The organism is Enterobacter sp. 237C8 (assembly GCF_034106865.1).
Taxonomy (GTDB): Bacteria; Pseudomonadota; Gammaproteobacteria; order Enterobacterales; family Enterobacteriaceae; genus Enterobacter; species Enterobacter asburiae_B.
On record NZ_JAWNDF010000001.1, the window covers coordinates 101,248 to 116,179 of the forward strand.

Here is a 14,932-nt window from a genome sequence, read left to right on the forward strand (position 1 = left end):
CGTTATAAGCGTTTAAATTGCGCCCCAGATACTGTCAGACCGACTGTATTTGCGTGGTAAATCGAAAAACTATTCTTCTCCACGCCAGGACGGGAGCATTTCCCGCTGAAATTGAGCAAATTTTCGGCTGTATCGTCCCGTCAGGGATATCGAAAATCTCAATGTTTTCAACACCACATCCACAGGCAGTAAGGTTTTATGACCCATCACTTAAAATCGCGTGACATCATCGCGCTGGGCTTTATGACATTTGCGCTGTTCGTTGGCGCAGGCAACATCATTTTCCCTCCAATGGTTGGCTTACAGGCGGGTGAACACGTCTGGACCGCCGCGTTTGGTTTCCTGATTACTGCCGTGGGTCTGCCGGTTCTGACCGTCGTCGCGCTGGCGAAAGTCGGCGGCGGTGTGGATAGCCTCAGCACCCCGATTGGCAAAGTGGCGGGCGTTCTGCTGGCAACCGTCTGCTATCTGGCCGTTGGCCCGCTGTTTGCGACCCCGCGTACGGCAACCGTGTCCTTCGAAGTGGGTATTGCTCCCCTGACCGGTGACGGTGCGATGCCGCTGTTTATCTACAGCCTGATCTACTTCGCGATCGTGATTCTGGTTTCCCTCTATCCGGGCAAGCTGCTGGATACCGTGGGTAACTTCCTGGCTCCGCTGAAAATTGTGGCGCTGATTGTTCTGGCTGTTGCGGCCATCGTCTGGCCAGCGGGCCCGATTAGCGACGCGATGGACGCCTATAAAAATGCCGCGTTCTCTAACGGCTTTGTGAACGGCTACCTGACGATGGATACGCTGGGCGCGATGGTGTTTGGTATCGTTATCGTTAACGCCGCGCGTTCCCGCGGTGTGACCGAAGCGCGTCTGCTGACCCGCTATACCATCTGGGCTGGCCTGATGGCCGGCGTGGGGCTGACGCTGCTTTATCTGGCGCTGTTCCGTCTGGGCTCCGACAGCGCCATGCTGGTCGATCAGAACGCCAACGGTGCGGCTATCCTGCACGCCTACGTTCAGCACACCTTCGGCGGTGCGGGCAGTATGCTGCTGGCAGCGCTCATCTTCCTTGCCTGTCTGGTGACGGCGGTTGGCCTGACCTGCGCCTGCGCAGAGTTCTTTGCACAGTATCTGCCGCTCTCTTACCGCACCCTGGTGTTTATCCTCGGCATCTTCTCCATGGCGGTGTCCAACCTCGGTCTGAGCCACCTGATTCAGGTCTCTATTCCGGTGCTGACGGCGATTTATCCGCCGTGTATCGTGCTGGTGGTGCTGAGCTTTACTCGCCCGTGGTGGAACAACTCTTCACGAATTATTGCGCCAGCCATGTTTATCAGCCTGATTTTTGGTATCCTTGACGGGATTAAAGCATCAGCTTTCGCGCACATACTGCCGGCATGGACACAGCGTCTGCCGCTGTCCGAGCAGGGTCTGGCCTGGCTGATGCCTACCGTTGTTGCACTGGTTCTGGCGATTATCTGGGACCGTGCTGCAGGGCGTCAGGTCGCATCGAACGCTCATTAATCAACGGCAACAAACTGTTTAACCACGGGGCTTAAGGCCCCGTGGTTTTTTGTTTTTTTCGTGTTGAATGGCAAGATTTAAATGGAAAGCACTAACAAACTTAAACGTGGATTGAGCACGCGCCACATCCGCTTTATGGCGCTGGGCTCTGCTATCGGCACCGGTCTTTTTTATGGCTCGGCAGATGCCATCAAAATGGCCGGTCCCAGCGTTCTGCTGGCGTACATCATCGGCGGCGTGGCGGCGTATATCATCATGCGCGCCCTCGGCGAAATGTCGGTTCACAACCCGTCCGCCAGCTCCTTCTCCCGCTACGCGCAGGAAAACCTCGGCCCGCTGGCCGGGTTTATCACCGGCTGGACCTACTGCTTTGAAATCCTGATTGTGGCGATTGCCGACGTGACGGCGTTTGGCATCTATATGGGCGTCTGGTTCCCGGCGGTGCCGCACTGGATTTGGGTGCTGAGCGTGGTGCTGATCATTTGCGCCGTCAACCTGATGAGCGTGAAGGTGTTCGGCGAGCTCGAATTCTGGTTCTCCTTCTTCAAGGTCGCCACCATCATCATCATGATCGTGGCCGGTTTCGGCATCATCATCTGGGGAATCGGCAACGGCGGGCAGCCGACCGGCATCCATAACCTCTGGAGCAACGGCGGCTTCTTCAGTAACGGCTGGCTCGGAATGGTCATGTCGCTGCAGATGGTGATGTTCGCCTACGGCGGCATCGAGATTATCGGTATCACCGCCGGGGAAGCGAAAGATCCGGAGAAATCCATTCCGCGCGCCATCAACTCGGTGCCGATGCGTATTCTGGTGTTCTACGTGGGCACGCTGTTCGTGATTATGTCCATCTACCCGTGGAATCAGGTCGGCACCAACGGTAGCCCGTTTGTTCTGACCTTCCAGCATATGGGAATTGCCTTTGCGGCCAGCATTCTGAACTTTGTGGTGCTCACCGCGTCACTCTCCGCGATCAACAGTGACGTCTTTGGCGTGGGCCGTATGCTGCACGGCATGGCGGAGCAGGGCAGTGCGCCGAAGGTGTTCGCCAAAACCTCACGCCGCGGCACGCCGTGGGTAACCGTTGTGGTGATGACCGTAGCGCTGCTGTTCTCGGTTTATCTGAACTACATCATGCCGGAGAACGTCTTCCTGGTGATCGCATCGCTGGCGACCTTCGCGACGGTGTGGGTGTGGATTATGATCCTGCTGTCGCAGATTGCGTTCCGCCGTCGTCTGTCGCCGGATGAGGCGAAAGCGCTGAAGTTCAAAGTACCGGGCGGCGTTGCGACGACCGTCGTCGGGCTGATCTTCCTGGTGTTTATCATTGCCCTGATTGGCTACCATCCGGATACCCGCATTTCCCTGTACGTGGGCTGCGCGTGGATCGTCCTGCTGCTGGTGGGGTGGGTGTTTAAATGCCGCCGTGACCGTCAGCTGGCGGAAGCGCAGTAATATCCTTTTCCCCTCTCCCCTTGGGAGAGGGAATTTTGCCTCATCCTCCTTTCTCCTCCCCCAATAATCCCGAACGTGATGAGCTATCCTTAACCACCCTGTGGCAAGGTGACGTCAATTTCATCAGAGGGGATTCGTGATGTTAAACGCCTGGCACCTTCCGGTTGCCCCATTTGTTAAGCAAAACAAAGACAACCTTGTGATTACGCTCTGGCTGGCGGGGGAAAATCAGCCTGAACGCGTGACGCTCCGCGCCGAAATAGATAACGAAGAGACCGGCCTGAAAATGCACAAGCTGCGCAGCCAGCCGCAGCCGGGGATCACGGCGTGGCGGGCGAATATCGACCTGAATAGCGGGCAGCCGCGCCGCCGTTACAGTTTTAAGCTTTTGTGGAATAACCGCCAGCTGTGGTTTACCCCGCAGGGGGTTAGCCGTTTCCCGCCCGCACGGCTGGAGCAGTTTGCGGTCGATTACCCGGATAACGGCCCGCAGTGGGTTAACGATCAGGTGTTTTACCAGATTTTCCCGGACCGTTTTGCGCGCAGCGAAAAACGCACCGCCGACCAGGATAAGATCTATCACCACCATGCGGCGGGCCACGACATTATCCTGAAAGCGTGGGACGAGCCGTTAACCGCGCAGGCGGGTGGATCCACTTTTTACGGCGGCGATCTCGACGGCATCAGCGAAAAGCTGCCGTACCTGAAAAAGCTCGGCGTGACGGCGCTGTATCTCAACCCGGTGTTTAAAGCCCCGAGCGTGCACAAATACGATACCGAAGATTATCGCCACGTTGACGAACAGTTTGGCGGTGACGAGGCGCTGCTGCGCCTGCGAAAGAACACTCAAAACGAAGGCATGCGCCTGATTCTGGATGGCGTGTTCAACCACAGTGGAGATTCGCACGCCTGGTTTGACCGCCATAACCAGTCGATGGGCGGGGCGTGTCATAACCCGGAATCGCCGCAGCGCGACTGGTACAGCTTTAACGAGGAGGGCCGCGCGCTGGACTGGCTGGGCTACGCGAGCCTGCCGAAGCTGGATTTCCAGTCGCCAACGCTCGTGAATGAAATCTACGGCGGCGAAGACAGCATCGTCCGTCACTGGCTGAAGGCGCCGTGGAATATGGACGGCTGGCGGCTGGACGTGGTGCATATGCTCGGTGAAGCCGGCGGGGCGCGGAATAACCTTCAGCACGTCGCCGGGATTACGCGCTCGGCGAAAGCGGCCCAGCCGGAGGCGTTCGTCTTTGGCGAGCACTTTGGCGACGCGCGCCAGTGGCTGCAGAACGATGCGGAAGATGCGGCGATGAACTATCGCGGCTTTACCTTACCGCTGTGGGGATTCCTCGCTAACACCGACATCTCCTACGATCCGAATCATATCGACGCTGAAACCTGCATGGCGTGGATGGAGAACTATCGCGCCGGTCTGTCCCATCAGCAGCAGCTGCGGATGTTCAACCAGCTCGATAGCCACGATACCGCCCGCTTTAAATCCCTGCTTGGCAAGGATGTGGCGCGTCTGCCGCTGGCGGTGACCTGGCTCTTCACCTGGCCGGGCGTGCCGTGCATCTATTATGGAGACGAAGTGGGGCTGGACGGCAACAACGATCCGTTCTGCCGTAAAACCTTCCCGTGGGAGCCAGAGAAGCAGGACAAGGTGCTGTTCAGCCTGTATCAGCGGCTGGCGAAGCTGCGTAAGCAGAGTCTCGCCCTGCGCTACGGCGGCTGCCAGGTGGTATACGCCCACGATAACGTGGTGGTGTTTGCTCGCGTCTATAACCAGCAGCGCGTGCTGGTGGCGATTAACCGGGGCGAGGCCTGCGAAGTGGTGCTGGATGATTCACCGCTGCTAAAGGTGGCTGCGTGGAAGAATAAAGAGGGCAAGGCGACGATACAGGACGGCGTGCTGGCGCTGCCTGCGGTATCCGCGACGATCTGGTTCGGCAGTTAAGACCTGTTAATGTTTCCACCTTTTAAGATGGCGCAAATGCAACTATTTGTGTCAATCTTAACGGATCGTTTACGGTGAAGGTGGAAACATGGACGAGCTTTACATCCTTGGCTGTTTGTTCCTGGTTTTTGCGCTGGTGGTTGCGCCCGTGCTTGCGGTTATCGGCTTTAACCGAAGTACGGCGGCGCGACAGGAGATCGCCCGGCTACGCCAGCGCATTGAGGCGCTTGAGCAGCGCGACGTACCTGAAAGCGCGCCGGAGCCCGTGCAGCCTACCGCGCCAGTGGTTGAAGATGCTCCCGCGCCTGTCGACCCCTGGCGTTCCGATACTCCCGCAGCCGTGGCAGAACCCGCTCCGGCCCCGACGCCTGCGGCAAAACAGCCTTCTGCCTTTGGCGGCATCCTGACGTCGCTGGTGCGCTGGTTTATGCAGGGTAATCCGCTGGCGAAGCTTGGGATCCTGCTGCTCTTCCTCGGTCTTTCATTCCTGCTGCGCTATACCGTGGAACATTCCCTGTTCCCGCTTGAGCTACGCCTCGTGGCAACGGCGCTCTTTGCCATCGTGCTTCTGGCGGTCGGGTGGCGGCTGCGGCATAAGCAGCGTGTCTATGCGCTGATCCTCCAGGGCGGGGCGACCGGCGTGCTCTACCTGACGGTGTTTGGCGCATTCCGGCTCTGGCAAATGCTGCCGATGACGCTGGCCTTTGCGCTGCTGGTGGTGATTTGCGCGGCGAGCGTTGGGCTGGCGGTGCTGCAGAAGGCGCTGAGCCTGGCCATGCTGGCGAGCCTCGGCGGGTATCTTGCGCCGCTGCTGTTGTCCACCGGGGGCGGCAGCTTTGTGGCGCTGTTCTCATTCTATCTCCTGCTTTCCATCGGGATTCTCGCTATCAGCATCTGGCAGCACTGGCGCGAGCTGAACCTGCTCGGGCTGCTGTTTACGTTCGGCGTGGGCGGCCTGTGGGGGCTGAATGACTACCAGCCTGAAGACTATTGGATCTGCCAGCTGTTCCTGATTGCCAATACGCTGATATTTGGCGTCCTGAGCGTGGCGCTGTCGCTGCGGGCGCAGGAGAAAGGGAAGCAGATTATCGACGGCGTGCTGCTGTTTGCCCCGCCGCTGATCGGTTTCGGGATGCAGTACGGCATGACCCGGCACTGGGAATATGGCCCGGCTCTGAGCGCGCTGGGCTACGGCGCATTTTATCTTACCCTCGCGTTCCTTGCGCTGCGGCGCTATCCCTCTATCGGGCGACCGCTGGTCATGGCGGCGCTGGCAATCGGCGGCGGATTTGCCACGCTCGCCATTCCGCTGGCGCTGTCGGCGCGCTGGACGGCGATGGCCTGGGCGCTGGAAGGGCTGGGTATCCTCTGGCTGGGCGTACAGCAGCACCAGCGTCGCATGTGCTATAGCGGGACGGCGCTGCTGGTGCTGGCGCTCGGCAGCGCGCTGTGGGCGCAGACGAACGGCGTTACGTCCCTCAGCCTGCTGCTGATCTTCACCATCCTCAGCCTTTGCTGGCTGGCTGCGGCCTGGCTGTGGCGGACTCTCTTTCTGCCGGTCAGCCGGGCGCTGCTGGCAGGCGGGCTGCTGTTCTGGCTCGTGGCGCTATTGGGCGCGTCGCGGCTGGCACTGACGAAGGAATTACCCATTCTGGCGGGCGTGCTGGCGCTGACGGCGGCGTCGGTCTGGGGCTGGCGGCAGGCGGCTGCTCGTCTGGCGTGGCGGGAGCTGGATGCCAGCAAATGGCTGCTGTGGCCGGTTATGCTGCTGATGGTGGGTTATCAGCTCTGGCACCAGCAGATCGTTGCCGCCGGCTGGTCAAATCTCGCCTGGTGCGTTGCGCTTCCTGCCGCGCTGATGCTGCTTCGGCGCGACGGTGAAAGACTCCCGCCGCGCATCGCGATGGGGCTGCATTTGTCGCTGTTCTGGATGATTTTGCTGGCGCTGGCCGCGGAGCTTTACTGGTTTACCCGTTCGCTGCCGTGGGGCATGGCGGCCTGGGGCAGCGGACTGGCGATGGCAGCAGGCGGCGGGATGATTATGGGGCTCTCTGCAGCCGTACGGCGTCGCGGGTGGCCGTTCCGGGAGTGGCCTGCGCTCTACGCCTGCCTGGCACCGATCCCCGTGGTCGTGGCGCTGCTGGTACTGCTGGTGGTGACCAATTTCCAGGACGGCGTGGTCTATCGTCAGACCTGGCTGCCGCTGGTAAACCCGCTTGAGGAAGGCGCGGCGTTCGCATTGCTGGGGCTGGTGGTCTTTTATCGGGCAGTGGATCGCTACTACCCGGCGTGGCTCTCGCAGGCCCGCCCGTGGCCTGCCGTCGCAATGATGGCGTTTGGCTTCTGGTGGCTTAATGGTGCGCTGATGCGCGCCCTGGCCTGGTACGGCGACGTGGCCTGGAATATGGCATCGCTGTGGGATTCGCGGCTTATCCAGACCAGTTTTGCCCTGTTCTGGATGCTGAGCGCGCTGGTGGTCATGATCCATGCCACCCGTCGGGCTTCCCGGCAGGAGTGGCTCTGCGGTGCCGCGCTGCTGGGCGTGGTGATGGTTAAACTGATGCTGGTGGACAGCGCGGGCGGAGGCGGTTTGTCGCGCGCGGTGGCGTTTATCGGCGTGGCGATACTGGTTCTGATCGTGGGGTATTTCTCCCCGCTGCCGCCCAAAACAGGAGATGAAAAATGAAATGGATGAAAGCGGTAGCCTGTACCGCGCTGCTGGCGCTTTCCGGCCCGGCGTTCTGCGACGAGGGACAAACGGAATCGCCCCGGGACTATGCCTTTGGTCTTTCACTGGATACGTCTGTTCCTTCCCAGTGGTATCGGGTGATGCTGCCGCTCGCCGTCTATGAGCAAAGCACGTCTCCGGATCTGCATGATGTCCGCGTCTTTAACCAGTCGGGCGAGGCGGTTCCCTTCAGCCTGGTCAGCGCGACGCGTCCGCAGGCGCCAGCGCAATCCACCGCGCTGCGCCTTTTCCCGCTGGACGCCTCGCCGCTAGCGGCTTCGCAAGGATCCGGTGATAGCGATAAGATCCTGCTCCGTTCCGGAAGCGGCGTTGAGATTGTGCTGGAGGGGCAAAAAGCCGCCGCAGCCGGGCAACATTATCTGCTGACCCTGCCGGAACAGGCGACGGGCGAGATCGCTATATCCCAGCTGCAGCTGCTCTGGAATACCCCGCAGACGCCGTGGCAGGGAACGGCGTCGGTCTATTACAGCGAGGATCTTAAGCGCTGGTATACCCTGCGCGAGGATATGCCATTGCTGGACGTCGTCAGCGGTCAGGATCGTCTTAAGCTCGATCGGATCGATACCGATACGGTTTTATCTCCCGATGCGAATCGCTATCTCATGGTGGTGCTGAATGCGCAGAGCCAGGGGATAACCTTGACCGGCGTAAACGCAATCAGCGCACCTGCGCAGGCGGCCCCGGAAGCTATCGACCTTGAGGGGGAAGGGGAGCAGCTATCGACAAGCGAAGCACAGTGGCACTGGGCGCGCCCGCAGCCGCTGAGTGCTGTCAGCCTCTCACTGAATGGCGATGGCGTCCTTCCCGTGGAGATCGCGTGGCGGAGTACGGAAAAAGACGCATGGCATCCTCTGAAGAAAGAGGTCCTTTACCGTCTTGAGGGAAAAACGTCGCCACCGGTTTCGCTTAACGGGGGGCTGGTGCAGGCCGTGAAAATCACGACGCTGAATGCGCGTCTGCCAGAATACCTGCCGGGCGTCACGGGACATCGCGACCGCTATGACCTGGTGTTCAACGCGCAGGGGAAAGCGCCGTACGTACTCGCCTGGGGCAACGGTGCCGCGAAGCCTGCCAGCGTGGAGCCCGGCATGCTGATCCCGTCCGACCTGCGCAAGACTTATGATATGGCGAACCTGCCGCAGGCCGACATGCTGGATGATGTCGCATTAGGCGGCCAGGAGCGTCTGACCGCTACCTCTGCGGCCGAGCGGGAGAGCAGGATGAACACGCTGCTGGTATGGGGCGTGCTGATTGCGGGAGTGATTCTGCTGGCGGGCATGGCCTGGCGTATCTGGCGAGAGACGCAGCGTAAGGCATAAAAAAAGGCCCGCATAAGCGGGCCTTTTTCGTAAACCGTGCCGATTACAGGCTGGATACGTTCTCAGACAGGTATTTAGCAACGCCGTCTGGAGACGCGTTCATGCCTTCTTTACCTTTTTCCCACTGAGCCGGGCACACTTCGCCGTGCTCTTCGTGGAACTGCAGCGCGTCAACCATGCGCAGCATTTCGTCGATGTTACGACCCAGCGGCAGATCGTTCACAACCTGGTGACGAACGATGCCGTTTGCGTCGATCAGGAAGGAACCACGCAGCGCAACGCCAGCGTCCGGATGTTCGATACCGTAAGCCTGCTGGATTTCGCGTTTGATGTCCGCAACCATTGCGTATTTCACCGCACCGATGCCGCCTTTGTCGACAGGGGTGTTACGCCATGCGTTGTGTACAAATTCAGAGTCGAAGGAGACGCCAACAACTTCCACGCCACGCTTCTGGAATTCTTCATAACGTTTGTCGAAGGCAATCAGCTCAGACGGGCAAACGAAAGTGAAGTCCATTGGCCAGAAGAACAGAACGGTCGCTTTACCGTTGGTGTGCTGTTTGAAGTTGAAGTTTTCAACGATTTCACCGTTGCCCAGAACTGCTGCAGCTGTAAAATCCGGAGCCGGACGAGTTACCAGAACCATATGATTCTCCTGTAGATACTAAGGTTATTTGGAACGCAACGCGAGCCAGTATAGAGAGTGTTCATGGATAAGACAAAGAGGTGGTGACAATCGTTCCGCCAGCTTTTACCTATCAATGTGAATTCTGTCAGAGCTGTTTGTTTTTCGCCTGCACCATCATCCGCGGGTAAAACTGCCAGAAACGCGCTTCCAGGGCATCGTAATGTTCATCCAGGTCATACCAGGAATCCCGCAGCGCATCCAGTCGCGGTCGGCGGCTCGCCATCCCGTTCAGCACGTTCTGGATGAAATCCATCTCGCGATAGCGCTCCAGCCAGCGTTCCGACCATAAATAGTTATTCAGATTCACAAAGCGCGGCGGCGAGTCGGGCAGAATGATCGACACCTGCTGGTGGGCATAGCGCACAAACGCCGGCAAGGGCATCTCCGGCGACAGCTGTTCCCAGTGGCGCGACAGAAAGTGATCCCACATCACGTCGAGCGTGATCGGCGCAACGCGGCGCGTTTCAGGGCGAAACCACGCTTTGGCTTCCGTCACTTCCGGCAGCTTATCCGTCAGTACGTCGATGCGGCGGTGCATAAAAATCCCGTCGACAACCTCAGGGGAATAGTCCTCAGCGGGGTTGCCGCGTACGAAATCGGCCAGCAAATTGCCGGACAGGGAGCTGTCAGCGAGGTGAGCGAGATGCAGGTGAGCGAGAAAATTCATGCGTTTTATTTGTCCGGGGGCGGCTAGTTGTTGCAGCAAAAGGGTGTGAGCACTAGACTATGCCGCCTGTTTTTAAGTCACGAGTATACGTCATGCGCGTCGCCGATTTCTCCTTTGAACTACCTGAATCCCTGATTGCTCACTATCCCATGTCTGAGCGCAGCAGCTGTCGCTTACTGTCACTGGATGGGCCAACGGGCGAGCTGACGCACGGTACTTTCACCGATTTGCTCGACAAGCTCAACCCTGGCGATCTGCTGGTCTTTAATAATACCCGCGTGATCCCGGCGCGCCTGTTTGGCCGTAAAGCCAGCGGCGGCAAGATTGAAGTGCTGGTCGAACGTATGCTCGATGATAAACGTATTCTGGCACATATTCGCGCGTCTAAGGCGCCGAAGCCGGGCGCTGAACTGCTGCTGGGCGATGATGAGAGCATCAAAGCGACCATGACCGCGCGCCACGATGCGCTGTTTGAGGTGGCGTTCGATGACGAACGCACGGTGCTCGATATCCTGAACGCCATCGGCCACATGCCGCTGCCGCCGTATATTGAGCGTCCGGACGAAGAGGCCGACCGCGAGCTGTACCAGACCGTCTACAGCCAGAAGCCTGGCGCCGTCGCTGCGCCGACCGCGGGCCTGCATTTTGATGAGCCGCTGCTGGAGAAACTGCGCGCGAAGGGCGTGGAGATGGCGTTCGTGACGCTTCACGTCGGCGCGGGAACCTTCCAGCCGGTGCGCGTGGACAGCATTGAAGATCACATCATGCACTCTGAGTATGCCGAAGTGCCTCAGGATGTGGTGGACGCGGTGCTGGCGGCGAAAGCGCGCGGTAGCCGCGTAGTGGCGGTCGGTACAACGTCCGTGCGCTCACTCGAGAGCGCCGCGCAGGCGGCGAAGCGCAATCTTATCGAGCCGTTCTTTGGCGATACGCAGATCTTTATCTACCCGGGCTATCAGTACAAAGTGATTGACGCGCTGGTGACCAACTTCCATCTGCCTGAATCGACGTTGATTATGCTGGTGTCGGCATTTGCCGGTTATCAGAACACGATGTCGGCCTACAAGTCTGCGGTAGAACAAAAATATCGCTTTTTTAGCTACGGGGACGCGATGTTTATCACGTACAATCCGCTGGCTTTGAATGAGCGTGTCGGGGAATAAGTCCGCGGCACCGTTTTACAACGTTGGACTGTTTTTCTGACGTCGGAGAAAAAATGAAATTTGAACTCGATACCACCGATGGCCGCGCGCGTCGCGGTCGCCTGGTGTTTGATCGCGGCGTGGTGGAAACCCCCGCGTTTATGCCTGTGGGCACTTACGGCACCGTAAAAGGGATGACGCCGGAAGAAGTAGAAGCCACTGGCGCACAGATTATCCTCGGCAACACCTTCCATCTGTGGCTGCGTCCTGGTCAGGAGATCATGAAGCTCCACGGCGACCTGCACGATTTCATGCAGTGGAAAGGCCCAATCCTGACCGACTCCGGCGGCTTCCAGGTCTTCAGCCTGGGCGATATCCGCAAGATCACCGAGCAGGGCGTACACTTCCGTAACCCGATCAACGGCGATCCGATTTTCCTCGATCCCGAAAAATCGATGGAGATTCAGTACGATCTCGGCTCTGACATCGTAATGATCTTCGACGAATGTACGCCGTATCCGGCCGACTGGGATTACGCAAAACGTTCCATGGAGATGTCTCTGCGCTGGGCGAAGCGTAGCCGTGACCGTTTTGACTCGCTGCAGAACAAAAATTCGCTGTTCGGCATTATCCAGGGCAGCGTTTACGAAGATTTACGCGATATCTCTGTTAAAGGTCTGGTAGAGATAGGTTTTGATGGCTACGCTGTCGGCGGTTTGGCTGTGGGTGAGCCGAAGGAAGACATGCACCGCATTCTGGAGCATGTCTGCCCGCAAATCCCGGCGGATAAACCACGATACCTGATGGGCGTGGGTAAACCAGAAGATCTGGTTGAAGGCGTACGCCGCGGCATTGATATGTTCGACTGCGTCATGCCAACCCGCAACGCGCGTAACGGTCATTTGTTCGTTACCGATGGCGTGGTGAAAATCCGTAACGCGAAGCATAAGAGTGACACCAGCCCGCTCGATTCCGAGTGCGATTGCTATACCTGTCGCAATTATTCTCGCGCGTATCTGCATCATCTCGATCGTTGCAACGAGATTTTGGGCGCGCGTCTCAATACCATTCATAATCTTCGTTATTATCAGCGCTTAATGGCTGGTTTACGTAAGGCTATCGAAGAGGGTAAATTAGAGAGCTTCGTGACCGATTTCTACCAACGTCAGGGGCGGGATGTTCCACCGTTGAACGTTGATTAATTTTAATAATGAGGGAATTTGAATGAGCTTTTTTATTTCTGATGCGGTAGCGGCAACAGGTGCTCCAGCGCAGGGCAGCCCGATGTCTCTGATTCTGATGCTGGTTGTGTTCGGTCTGATCTTCTACTTCATGATCCTGCGTCCACAGCAGAAGCGCACCAAAGAGCACAAAAACCTGATGAACTCCATTGCCAAAGGCGATGAAGTACTGACTAACGGTGGTCTGGTGGGTCGCGTAACCAAAGTGGCTGAAAACGGCTACATTGCTATCGCCCTGAACGACACCACTGAAGTGGTCATCAAACGTGACTTCGTAGCTGCCGTTCTGCCGAAAGGCACCATGAAGGCGCTGTAATCCCAACTTTTCCCAAAGGGAACTGCCGTGTTAAACCGTTATCCTTTGTGGAAGTACATCATGCTGGTCGTCGTGATTCTCGTCGGCCTGCTGTACGCGCTTCCCAACCTGTATGGTGAGGATCCGGCTGTTCAAATCACTGGCGCGCGCGGTGTTGCCGCCAGTGAGCAAACGCTGATCCAGGTCCAGAAAACGTTACAAGAAGAAAAAATTACCGCTAAGTCTGTGGCTCTGGAAGAGGGTGCAATTCTTGCTCGCTTCGACACCACCGACACGCAGCTCCGCGCTCGCGAAGCGCTGATGGGCGTGCTGGGTGACAAATACGTCGTGGCGCTTAACCTTGCCCCTGCAACCCCGCGTTGGCTGGCTGCGATGAAAGCAGAGCCAATGAAACTCGGTCTTGACCTGCGTGGCGGCGTTCACTTCCTGATGGAAGTGGATATGGATACCGCGCTTGGCAAGCTGCAGGAACAGAATATCGACAGCCTGCGCAGCGATCTGCGTGATAAAGGCATCGCTTACACCACCGTGCGTAAAGAAGATAACTACGGCATGAGCATCACGTTCCGCGACAGCGCGGCGCGCGATCAGGCTGTAGATTACCTGACCCAACGTCACCGTGACCTGGTGATCACCTCTCAGGGCAGCAACCAGCTGCGCGCGGTGATGACCGATGCGCGTCTGAAAGAAGCGCGTGAATATGCCGTTCAGCAGAACATCAACATTCTGCGCAACCGTGTAAACCAGCTGGGCGTGGCTGAGCCGCTGGTGCAGCGTCAGGGTGCTGACCGTATCGTGGTTGAACTGCCGGGTATCCAGGATACCGCGCGTGCGAAAGAGATTCTGGGTGCGACCGCAACCCTGGAATTCCGTCTGGTGAACTCCAACGTCGATCAGTCCGCTGCCGCCGCAGGGCGTATTCCGGGTGACTCCGAAGTGAAACAGACCCGCGAAGGTCAGCCAGTTGTGCTGTACAAACGCGTGATTCTGACCGGTGACCACATCACCGACTCCACCTCGAGCCAGGACGAATACAACCAGCCGCAGGTTAACATCTCGCTGGATAGCGCGGGTGGTAACATCATGTCTAACTTCACCAAGGACAACATCGGTAAACCGATGGCGACCCTGTTCGTGGAGTACAAAGACAGCGGCAAGAAAGATGCAAACGGTCGTGCGGTGCTGGTGAAAGAGGAAGAGGTGATTAACATCGCCAACATCCAGTCTCGTCTGGGTAACAGCTTCCGTATTACCGGTATCAACAACCCGAACGAAGCGCGTCAGCTCTCCCTGCTGCTGCGTGCCGGTGCGCTGATTGCGCCAATTCAGATTGTTGAAGAACGTACCATTGGTCCAACTCTGGGTATGCAAAACATCCAGCAGGGTCTGGAAGCGTGTCTGGCCGGTCTGGTGGTCTCAATCCTCTTCATGATCTTCTTCTATAAGAAGTTTGGTCTGATTGCGACCTCCGCGCTGATCGCCAACCTGGTGCTTATCATCGGCATTATGTCCCTGCTGCCGGGGGCGACGCTGACCATGCCGGGCATTGCAGGTATCGTTCTTACCCTTGCGGTGGCGGTCGACGCCAACGTACTGATTAACGAACGTATCAAAGAAGAGTTGAGCAACGGTCGCTCTGTTCAGCAGGCGATTGACGAAGGCTATAAAGGCGCGTTCAGCTCCATCTTCGATGCGAACGTAACAACACTGATTAAGGTTCTTATCCTGTATGCAGTGGGTACTGGCGCGATCAAAGGCTTTGCGATTACAACCGGTATCGGTGTCGCAACGTCAATGTTTACCGCTATTGTCGGCACCCGTGCCATCGTGAACCTGCTGTACGGCGGCAAGCGCGTCAAAAAGCTGTCTATCTGAGGAGT

General features: G+C 58.1%; 11 protein-coding genes. 9 read left to right on the plus strand and 2 right to left on the minus strand.

Annotation, left to right across the window (positions count from 1 at the left end; translation table 11 throughout):
* Nucleotides 1-198 precede the first annotated feature (198 nt).
* The 5 genes from brnQ to USF70_RS00540 all read left to right on the plus strand — a co-directional run bounded on the left by brnQ (nucleotide 199) and on the right by USF70_RS00540 (nucleotide 8,998).
* A complete protein-coding gene (gene brnQ, locus USF70_RS00520) occupies nucleotides 199-1,518 on the plus strand; it encodes a branched-chain amino acid transporter carrier protein BrnQ (protein ID WP_024906795.1) in 1,320 nt (439 codons plus the stop codon).
* 81 nt (nucleotides 1,519-1,599) lie between these two features.
* Nucleotides 1,600-2,973, plus strand: coding sequence for a proline-specific permease ProY (proY, locus tag USF70_RS00525; RefSeq protein WP_029739758.1), 1,374 nt, complete (start codon nucleotides 1,600-1,602; stop codon nucleotides 2,971-2,973).
* Nucleotides 2,974-3,112: 139 nt separating this feature from the next.
* The gene (gene malZ / locus USF70_RS00530) at nucleotides 3,113-4,930 is read left to right on the plus strand and encodes a maltodextrin glucosidase (protein ID WP_033144754.1); all 1,818 of its coding nucleotides are present in this window, start codon (nucleotides 3,113-3,115) and stop codon (nucleotides 4,928-4,930) included.
* Between the two features lie 88 nt (nucleotides 4,931-5,018).
* Entirely contained in the window at nucleotides 5,019-7,616 is a 2,598-nt protein-coding gene (locus tag USF70_RS00535; RefSeq protein ID WP_167818686.1) for a DUF2339 domain-containing protein, read from the plus strand.
* Nucleotides 7,613-8,998, plus strand: coding sequence for a DUF3999 domain-containing protein (locus USF70_RS00540; protein WP_232938516.1), 1,386 nt, complete (start codon nucleotides 7,613-7,615; stop codon nucleotides 8,996-8,998). The genes USF70_RS00535 and USF70_RS00540 overlap by 4 nt, the downstream gene beginning before the upstream one ends.
* 43 nt (nucleotides 8,999-9,041) lie before the next feature.
* On the opposite strand, the gene USF70_RS00545 is transcribed toward USF70_RS00540, so the two are convergent.
* The gene (locus USF70_RS00545; RefSeq protein ID WP_014168840.1) at nucleotides 9,042-9,644 is read right to left on the minus strand and encodes a peroxiredoxin; all 603 of its coding nucleotides are present in this window, start codon (nucleotides 9,642-9,644) and stop codon (nucleotides 9,042-9,044) included.
* 127 nt (nucleotides 9,645-9,771) lie between these two features.
* Complete coding sequence (gene acpH, locus USF70_RS00550; protein WP_029741678.1) at nucleotides 9,772-10,353, minus strand: ACP phosphodiesterase; 582 nt, start codon at nucleotides 10,351-10,353, stop codon at nucleotides 9,772-9,774.
* Nucleotides 10,354-10,445: 92 nt separating this feature from the next.
* On the opposite strand from acpH, the gene queA reads away from it, so the two are divergent.
* Genes queA through secD form a run of 4 tightly spaced genes read left to right on the plus strand, consistent with a single transcriptional unit; the run spans nucleotide 10,446 to nucleotide 14,927 of the window.
* Nucleotides 10,446-11,516 (plus strand): tRNA preQ1(34) S-adenosylmethionine ribosyltransferase-isomerase QueA, encoded by a 1,071-nt coding sequence (gene queA, locus USF70_RS00555; RefSeq protein ID WP_033144758.1) that lies wholly within the window; start codon nucleotides 10,446-10,448, stop codon nucleotides 11,514-11,516.
* Nucleotides 11,517-11,569: 53 nt separating this feature from the next.
* On the plus strand, nucleotides 11,570-12,697 hold the full coding sequence (gene tgt, locus USF70_RS00560; protein WP_033144759.1) for a tRNA guanosine(34) transglycosylase Tgt: 1,128 nt from the start codon (nucleotides 11,570-11,572) through the stop codon (nucleotides 12,695-12,697).
* Between the two features lie 22 nt (nucleotides 12,698-12,719).
* On the plus strand, nucleotides 12,720-13,052 hold the full coding sequence (gene yajC / locus USF70_RS00565; protein WP_003859109.1) for a preprotein translocase subunit YajC: 333 nt from the start codon (nucleotides 12,720-12,722) through the stop codon (nucleotides 13,050-13,052).
* Nucleotides 13,053-13,079: 27 nt separating this feature from the next.
* On the plus strand, nucleotides 13,080-14,927 hold the full coding sequence (gene secD / locus USF70_RS00570; RefSeq protein WP_071884810.1) for a protein translocase subunit SecD: 1,848 nt from the start codon (nucleotides 13,080-13,082) through the stop codon (nucleotides 14,925-14,927).
* Nucleotides 14,928-14,932: the final 5 nt, after the last annotated feature.

Excerpts from the sequence above, each read along its gene's own strand:
- brnQ (WP_024906795.1), top strand. The coding sequence starts at position 199 with ATGACCCATCACTTAAAATCGCGTGACATCATCGCGCTGGGCTTTATG.
- USF70_RS00540 (WP_232938516.1), top strand. The coding sequence starts at position 7,613 with ATGAAATGGATGAAAGCGGTAGCCTGTACCGCGCTGCTGGCGCTTTCC.
- USF70_RS00535 (WP_167818686.1), top strand. The coding sequence starts at position 5,019 with ATGGACGAGCTTTACATCCTTGGCTGTTTGTTCCTGGTTTTTGCGCTG.
- queA (WP_033144758.1), top strand. The coding sequence starts at position 10,446 with ATGCGCGTCGCCGATTTCTCCTTTGAACTACCTGAATCCCTGATTGCT.
- proY (WP_029739758.1), top strand. The coding sequence starts at position 1,600 with ATGGAAAGCACTAACAAACTTAAACGTGGATTGAGCACGCGCCACATC.
- USF70_RS00545 (WP_014168840.1), bottom strand. The coding sequence starts at position 9,644 with ATGGTTCTGGTAACTCGTCCGGCTCCGGATTTTACAGCTGCAGCAGTT.
- malZ (WP_033144754.1), top strand. The coding sequence starts at position 3,113 with ATGTTAAACGCCTGGCACCTTCCGGTTGCCCCATTTGTTAAGCAAAAC.
- tgt (WP_033144759.1), top strand. The coding sequence starts at position 11,570 with ATGAAATTTGAACTCGATACCACCGATGGCCGCGCGCGTCGCGGTCGC.
- acpH (WP_029741678.1), bottom strand. The coding sequence starts at position 10,353 with ATGAATTTTCTCGCTCACCTGCATCTCGCTCACCTCGCTGACAGCTCC.
- yajC (WP_003859109.1), top strand. The coding sequence starts at position 12,720 with ATGAGCTTTTTTATTTCTGATGCGGTAGCGGCAACAGGTGCTCCAGCG.